We start from the raw sequence: 7,462 nt of genomic DNA, 5'->3' as shown, positions 1-7,462 counted from the left end.
AGTCAGAAACTCAACAGGCTATAGAGCCTCTGATAAAGGCATTAGGAAATGACGATATAAACTCCAGAAAGGAAGCCAGATTCGCTCTGGAAGAAATGGAAGAAGACGCTGTAGATCCTCTTATAGAAGTTATTGACTCTGAAAACCCGGAAATAAGATGTGAAGCAGCTCTGGCTCTTGGAAATATTGGTGGGCAAAAAGCAGAAAAAGCCATAATACAGCTTTTGAAGGACGAAGACCCAGAGGTTAGAAGCGGTGCAGCTCTAGCTCTTGGTAATGCAAGAAGCCAGAGAGCAGAAAAACAACTAATTCAAGCACTTTCAGACGAAGATGAAAGAGTGCGCTCCAATTCAGCCTGGGCTCTTGGAGAAATTGAAAAGGCAGGTTCTTCTTCAGAGGAAGATGGCTGGGGGGAGACCTTATTCTCAGGAAAGGTAGAAAATGAGAAAATTGTTGAGGCCCTCAACCTAAGTCTCGAAGATAATAACAGTGAGGTAAGGTCCAGTGCAGCAGAAGCTCTAGGAAAACTTGGAGGAGAAAAAGCCGAAGAGTCTCTGATTAAGGCACTTTCAGACGAGGACAGAAAAGTTCGAAGGAACGCCGTGGAAGCCCTTGGAAAGATAGGGGATAAAAAAGCCACTGAACCCCTGATAAAAGCACTGAATGACGAAGACAGAGAGACAAGAAAGAAAGCCATTGTAGCTCTCGGAGAACTCCGAGAAGAGAAAGCAACAGAAGCCCTGATTAAGGTACTTTCGGATGAAGACAAGGACGTCCGCTGTACTGCAGCTGTCGAATTGGGAGAAATTGGGGATCAAAGAGCCGAGAAAGCCCTGATAAGTGCTCTTTCAGATAAAGATCCTGAAGTACGGAGCCTTGTTGTGGAATCTCTTGGAAAAATAGGAGAAGAAGAAGCAACAGGAGCTCTCGTCCAGCAGTTAAAAGACCCTGACCAAAAAGTCAGAAATATAACTGAAAAAACACTTGAAGAAACTGGAGACAGAAATACTAAACCGATTGTTCAGGCATTAAAGGATAAAAATAATAATGTCAAGCAGTATGCTGGGGAGATTCTTGTTGGAATCGGAAAACCAGCAGTTGAGCCCCTTATAGAAGCCCTTTCAGATGATGATGCATATACAAGCAGTACAGCCGCCTGGGCTCTTGGAAATATAGGAGATAAAAGGGCAATAAAACCTCTCATTCAAAATCTCTCGGCTGAAAATGAAGAAACAAAATTGAGCTGTGCCAGAGCTCTTGTAGAAATAGGAGAACCGGCAGTTCCTGATATGATAAAATCTCTTGAGAACCAGAATAAGACTGTTAGAAAATATATTGTTTTTTCACTCATTGAAATGGGAGACAAGAGAGCTGTTCCAGAACTTAAGGAACTTTTCAAGGAAAAAACAGAAACTTCTACTGAACTCACTGAAAAAAAAGGTGACGAAAAAGTAGACCAGACTCTCCAGAAAGCTGTAGAAGAAAAAGACATGACCTTCCGGAAGGAAGTAGCAAAAGCCTTTGAAGATATTGGGAACTCAGAAACAGAACCCCTCATCAATGCACTAAAAGCAGACCCTCAAAACATAAAAAAATACGAAGAGGCTTCCGGAGTTAATCCTAAAGATAAAAAAGCGCCAGAAAAACTCCTAGATGCATTAAAACGTGAAGAGAGTTATGTGAGAGTCAGCTCTATACTTGCACTGGGAGGAATGAGAGAAGAAAGCTCTATCGAACCTCTTATTGAAATCTTGGTCAAAGACTGCAATGAGACAAAAGCCTGTGCAGCCTTTTCTCTTGGAGAAATTGGAAACGAAAAGGCAGTGGAACCATTATCAATTGCCCTGAAAACGGATAAATACGGCAATGTGAAAGAGTGCAGTGCTATTTCCCTTGGAAAAATCGGGGATCAAAGGGCAGTAGACCCTCTTATCATGGCTTTGAACGAAAACGATTCCGTAAAAAGTTGTGCAGCCCTTGCTCTGGGAAAAATTGGAAACCCGAAAGCGGTTAAACCCCTGATCCAGATACTATCCGATGAAAATCCCGAAGTACGGCGAAATGCAGCTCTGGCTCTGGGGGCAATAGGGGATCAAAAAGCAGTGAAATCTTTAACTGTAGGACTACAGGATGGAGACGAAACTGTGAGAGTCGCTTCAGCATGGGCCCTTGGAAATATAGGTGATGCCACAGCTGTAGGCGCGCTCAATAGTGCTACAACAGATGGAAATGAAACACTCAGAAGCACTGCTTTAGAAGCCCTGGGTAAAATAAATGACCCAAAAGCAGTTGGAACTCTTAAGAAAGCTCTTAAGGATAATAACTCCGGAATTCGGATCTCTGCTGTTACTGCTTTAGGAGAGATAAAAGGCGAAAAAGCAACTGACACTCTTGTCATGGCTTTGGGAGATAATAATAAAAAAGTAAGAGACTGCGCGTCAAAGATTCTTCTTGATAGAAAAGAAGAAGCAGTGGAACCTCTAATAAGAGGCCTGAATAGTGAAAACCAGAATATCAGGGAGAACTCTGTGTTCCTGCTAATTGACATTGGAGATGAAAGAGCAGTAAAACCTCTCACCAAGTACTTGAATGCAAATACCAGAGCTCAACCTGAAATTCAAGAAAACAAAACTTAAACCAGACGGATAAGGTCTTCCAGTGCGGCTTTTGGGTCTGTGGCTTTTACAATTCCAGATGCCAGAAGCACGCCTTGAGAACCAAGGTCAAGGGCTGCCCTGAGGTCTTCACCTTTGGAAATCCCGGCTCCGCAGAGTACCTTTACACTGGGATCAATTTTTGCAACCGCCTCAACCGAACCGCTAACAACTTCAGGGTCAGCTTTTGAGACAGGGATTCCACTCCCTATAAGTTCGGGGGGTTCGATTGCAACATAATCCGGCCCCAGGGCTGCTGCTGCTGCAGTTGTCGGGACATTATTAGTGCAGATAATTGACCTGAGCCCGAATTCCTTTGCAGCCTTTAGAGATGCCTCGATCTCTGCAAGAGTTAGACGCCTCTCAGAGTGGTTGATCAGAGTCCCTACAGCGCCTGCTTCTTTTATGGCTTTTCCGAAAACATGACCTGTGAAGCTTCCTGCTCCTATCCCATCCAGATGCTGGGAAAAAACCGGAAGCTCAACTTCCGAGGCTACCCTGTAAATATCCGAAAGCTGCGGGGCTACTGCTATCTCAATACCTGATTCTTCGGATACGGTTTTGCAGGCCTTTGCAATTTCCACTGCTCCCTGGCCCGTACCCTGTAAATAAGTCTTATAGTTCAATACAATGAATGGTAAACCCAAAAAAATCCCCTCTTGAAAAGTAAAAAGAAATGGAAAGCGTGAATTTCGACGCTTTCTCTAAAAGTTTCTGCCGAAATCACTGCATGGTTTTTCCCTTTAGCAGTAGTTTTTAGCAGTAGGTTTTCAGCAGTAGATTTTCAGCAACTTTTTTAAGGGAAATTCTTAAACCTGCTTAGAAGTCAGTCATGACCCTGAACTGGTCAATTTCCGGTTTGTTAAGGCTGTTGATAAACTGTTCGGCAACTTCCCTGACATCTTTTGAGTTGGTAATCGCACGTCCAACCACAAGAATGTCAGCACCCTGACCGAGAGCTACAGGCACTTTGTCAAGACGGACACCGCCTGCAACAGCAACCAGTGTCTTTGGAGCAACCTTCTTGATCTCGGCGATATTGCCCCATGCATGTTCAGTGGCTTCAATGTCGATTCCACGATGGAGTTCAATGACATCAGGCATGACCTTAAGCTGTTTTAAGACAGAAATCGGATCTTGCTGGTTGAGGGTATCCATTACCGCATAGATACCTGTCTTATGGGCTTCCTCAATGAGCTTGTCAATAGTGCTTATTGGGGCAAGTGCAGAGACAACAATAGCATCTCCTGCAGCATCTGCAACCATTCTTGCTTCAAGATTTCCGGTATCCAGAGTTTTTAAGTCAGCTACTATGAAGGCATCAGGCCTGACCTCTCTGATCTTTGAGATGACATCCATACCATAGCGTTTGATAAGAGGTGTGCCTGCTTCGATAATAACGTGATCGCTTTTAGGAATCTGAGATATGGCGGATTGCACGAATTCGATGTCAGGATTGTCAAAAGCAACCTGCAGGTATGGTGGGTCCCAGAGCCTTGTGACCTTGAATCCCATGATAGCATGGGTAGACTTGTTGCTTTCCTCAAGAACGGTGTTAATGTCCGGGAAACCTTCGAGAGCACGCTTGATTGCGAGTTTTGTTGCTCCGTAATTATACCTGTAGATCTTGTTGTAATCCTGGGCATCAGGATGGAGAAAGACACTGGCTACAATGACAATTTCTTCAACCTGATCCTTTGAGATTACGCCTTCTTCAACTGAGTCTGCTACTGCCTTTGCAACGGCTGCCTGAGCAGGTCCGAAAATTTTTCCTGCTTGCTCCATATTTTTTACCGTAACCTTCGGAATAATTAGGGTTGAAGGTTTTGGAGGCAGATTGGGTCTGATAACGGACAGGAGAGGGGTATGACCGACTGAAAGCTGGGTCAGGCCGTTTGCAAAAGCTTGCCCTACGGGTCCTCCCTTGTCTCCTATCATCAAATCAACATGGGCAAGTTCTGCACCCTGCCCCATTAAAGCTTCTCCTATTTGAAACATATTTGACCTCGTAAAATGTGATAAATTATAGATCCTATTATATGATCCTGAATATTGATAACGGTGAGGATAGCCGTATACCTTGAATTAATTTACTGTCAACTAAGGATACGAATAACCTTTTGCCTGCTAAATGCCAGCCTTATATTATAAATAATCTCGTATCGTCCCACAGGTTTTTTCCGCAGCCCTGATAGAGTCACGGAGTTCTATTTTGGAGTTTGACTTTGAAGTTTCCGGGACCACATAAAACTCCCTATTAAAGGAGAATTTTAGGACAGATATCATCAAGAGTACATGTTTTGCACCTTGGAGAAATAGGCCGGCAGGTATTTTGCCCTAATTTTACGAGCAAGAGATTTATATGTCTCCAATATTTCCGTGGAAAGATCTTTTTTAATTCGGTTTCAGTTTCTTCAGGAGTTTTTGTATCTACCAGACCTAGCCTGTTAGAAATCCTGTGAACATGAGTGTCCACGGCAAGGGCATCCTTGAGAAAAGCATGCGCAAGCACGCAGTTAGCGGTCTTCCTGCCTACTCCAGGCAGTTCAAGAAGAGCTTCCATATCGTCAGGAACCTTGCCATCATATTTCTCTAGAAGAAGTCTGGAAATTTCCTTTATTCTCCCTGCTTTAACTCTGTAAAAGCCCACATCTTTGATAAGAGTTTCAATCTCGCTAACATCAGCTCTCGCCATTTCTTCAGGCGTCGAAAATCTCTCAAAAAGCTTGCTAGCCGCTGGATAGGTCACGTCATCCCGGGTTCTGTGGGACATCACAGTAGAAATTAACGCAAAAAAAGGATCTGTAAAGCCATCGTTAGAAGCTTCAGGATAAAGTTCAAAGAGCCTCCTCATGAGTTCATCAATGTCCATGCTCAAAAATCAGTCTTCTCTAATATAAAATTAAGGTTCGGAATTGAACCTTGAATCAAAGTAAGCTCTAAATTACATCTCAGAAGCAGGCATACGATTTACTTATGTGGTCCACTTATATGAGAATTCATTTACGTGGTCACTTTACTTAAGCAGACCAAACGAAAAAAATTTAAGAATAGGTCGTAAGAATCAGAAAATTAAAAGTTCTGGAAAAAAGATTGGTTTTTAAAGGAAAGCCAAGATCCGGATTCGAACCGGAATGGAATCGCTCTGCAGGCGATTGCGTAGCCGCTCCGCCATCTTGGCATTATGCAAATTCATGTAGGGTACTATATAAAATAATTACAGAGCAATAAATTGTTTAAAGAAGAAGCCAAGATCCGGATTCGAACCGGAATGGAATCGCTCTGCAGGCGATTGCGTAGCCGCTCCGCCATCTTGGCATTCTTGATCACGTATTGCTCGTGTAGCTTCAATTAAAGGAATTTCTAATATATAAACATTTAGCTCAAGGCAATCGGTTTTTAAATTTTTACATAGAACATAATCAAAAAATAAGATGAGTTTTTTATAAAAAGATAACCCCCGTAGAAAAGAACCCGAAGAGAGATAATCCTGAAAAAGCAAATAGCCATGCCATAAATATAACCATAAGCAAGATTATAAGTAAAGTTGGTAGCAGTACAGCTATTACGGACCTTGCCATGCTTACATCATGGACATGCATTCCGCCCACAATATAGAGATATATCCCGTAAATTCCGGCAATCCAGCCGACAATAGGAATCCAGGAAAGTACCAGTACAGCAGTTGCATAAGAAATGAATCTTACAGTGCCTTCGTAACTTCCCGTTCCTCCAAGTATTTTATAAATAATATAGAGTATTGCAGCTTCGATAAAGATAGAAATAATACCTGCAATAGGTGTTATGATCACAGTCATAAGTATCGCGAAAAAGCCAAGCCCTCTCGCACTACCGTACATACCCTCGTACATCCCACCCGTTCCACCTTACATCCAGCCCATATACATTCCAGGGCCAAAGAGGACGGTTAAAAGTGCAGCTAAAAATGCGTATATGATGAAACTAATTGCTGCAAAAGTAAGCGGATCAATATACCCTCCGGTCTTAGGCATATCTCTGTAAAAGTCAGACGGGCTTTGCATTACCTCTCCCCAGGTTTCGATATAACCCATAAGTTACCCCCAATAAATATAGATTTAATTTTTATTTAAATAAATTTATCAAAAATAATCTGATAAGACTTATTGATCTCAGGGTTGAATTAGTGGCCGTCAAAGGTTATAATGAAGGCATTCGCCTGGCAACGGAGTTGGGAGATAACAACAATAAAACTTTCCTAGAATCTATCCTGAAGGAAGAAGAAGAACACGTCGACTGGTTAGAAACCCCGCTAGATCAGATTGGACAGATAGGTATCCAGACCCTATCTGGCACAGCAGATCTATGGATAAGGAAGTTCCTGCTGCGTCTTTATACTTTTAAGAGATTTCTTTCAAGATATTCCTAGGGTCATTCATGAAAATACCCTGACTAAGGGGCAAAAAATTCCCAGTGCCTCAGGAATATCTTTCTAAGGAGAATTATAAAACGAGGAACTGGAAATAGAACTTGTGAATATTTTTAGCCTTTTTTATTGCTTTCTTAAATCATTAATTCCACCGATTATGTAAGAATACAAAATATCCTACCAAATTGGCCAGCGGTCAAATGATAACAATACAAAAACATGAGCATTAAAAGAGTCAGAAAACACCTTTATTTCTTATGGAAAATGGCGAATATCTGTTTTTGTAGTCATAAAAAAGGTCTATAAAAAGTTGAATTTAATAAAAAACAATTCAAAAATGGATTGGAAAAGTGAGATAAAACCATTATGAAAAGTGGTTCAAAATAGATTATGGAAAGTA

7 protein-coding genes and 2 tRNA genes are annotated in these 7,462 nt (G+C 41.9%); 2 read left to right on the top strand and 7 right to left on the bottom strand.

The window, feature by feature from the left end; genetic code table 11:
• Positions 1-2,636: HEAT repeat domain-containing protein (locus tag A9239_RS06895; protein WP_176722110.1), on the top strand; the 2,636-nt coding region annotated here is incomplete at its 5' end.
• On the opposite strand, the gene tpiA is transcribed toward A9239_RS06895, so the two are convergent.
• The 7 genes from tpiA to A9239_RS20290 all read right to left on the bottom strand — a co-directional run bounded on the left by tpiA (position 2,633) and on the right by A9239_RS20290 (position 6,727).
• A complete protein-coding gene (gene tpiA, locus A9239_RS06890; RefSeq protein WP_048120776.1) occupies positions 2,633-3,301 on the bottom strand; it encodes a triose-phosphate isomerase in 669 nt (222 codons plus the stop codon). The genes A9239_RS06895 and tpiA overlap by 4 nt on opposite strands.
• A gap of 172 nt (positions 3,302-3,473) precedes the next feature.
• Complete coding sequence (locus A9239_RS06885; RefSeq protein WP_048120777.1) at positions 3,474-4,652, bottom strand: bifunctional 5,6,7,8-tetrahydromethanopterin hydro-lyase/3-hexulose-6-phosphate synthase; 1,179 nt, start codon at positions 4,650-4,652, stop codon at positions 3,474-3,476.
• A 259-nt stretch (positions 4,653-4,911) separates the two neighbouring features.
• Positions 4,912-5,526 carry an endonuclease III gene (gene nth, locus A9239_RS06880; RefSeq protein WP_048154027.1) on the bottom strand — a complete coding sequence of 205 codons (615 nt, stop codon included), beginning with the start codon at positions 5,524-5,526 and terminating at the stop codon, positions 4,912-4,914.
• Between the two features lie 237 nt (positions 5,527-5,763).
• Positions 5,764-5,835: transfer RNA gene (locus tag A9239_RS06875), tRNA-Cys, on the bottom strand.
• Positions 5,836-5,900: 65 nt separating this feature from the next.
• Positions 5,901-5,972: transfer RNA gene (locus A9239_RS06870), tRNA-Cys, on the bottom strand.
• 125 nt (positions 5,973-6,097) lie between these two features.
• Positions 6,098-6,526 carry a YIP1 family protein gene (locus tag A9239_RS06865; protein ID WP_230628853.1) on the bottom strand — a complete coding sequence of 143 codons (429 nt, stop codon included), beginning with the start codon at positions 6,524-6,526 and terminating at the stop codon, positions 6,098-6,100.
• Positions 6,527-6,541: 15 nt separating this feature from the next.
• Entirely contained in the window at positions 6,542-6,727 is a 186-nt protein-coding gene (locus A9239_RS20290) for a hypothetical protein (protein WP_230628855.1), read from the bottom strand.
• A 92-nt stretch (positions 6,728-6,819) separates the two neighbouring features.
• Between A9239_RS20290 and A9239_RS06860 the strand changes: the two genes are divergently transcribed.
• A complete protein-coding gene (locus tag A9239_RS06860) occupies positions 6,820-7,062 on the top strand; it encodes a ferritin-like domain-containing protein (RefSeq protein WP_052712634.1) in 243 nt (80 codons plus the stop codon).
• Positions 7,063-7,462: the final 400 nt, after the last annotated feature.

The sequence above is a fragment of the Methanosarcina sp. A14 genome, assembly GCF_001729375.1.
Classification (GTDB): Archaea; Halobacteriota; Methanosarcinia; order Methanosarcinales; family Methanosarcinaceae; genus Methanosarcina; species Methanosarcina barkeri.
Note: the sequence above shows the minus strand (reverse complement) of the source record. Positions and strands in the feature narration are given on the sequence as shown.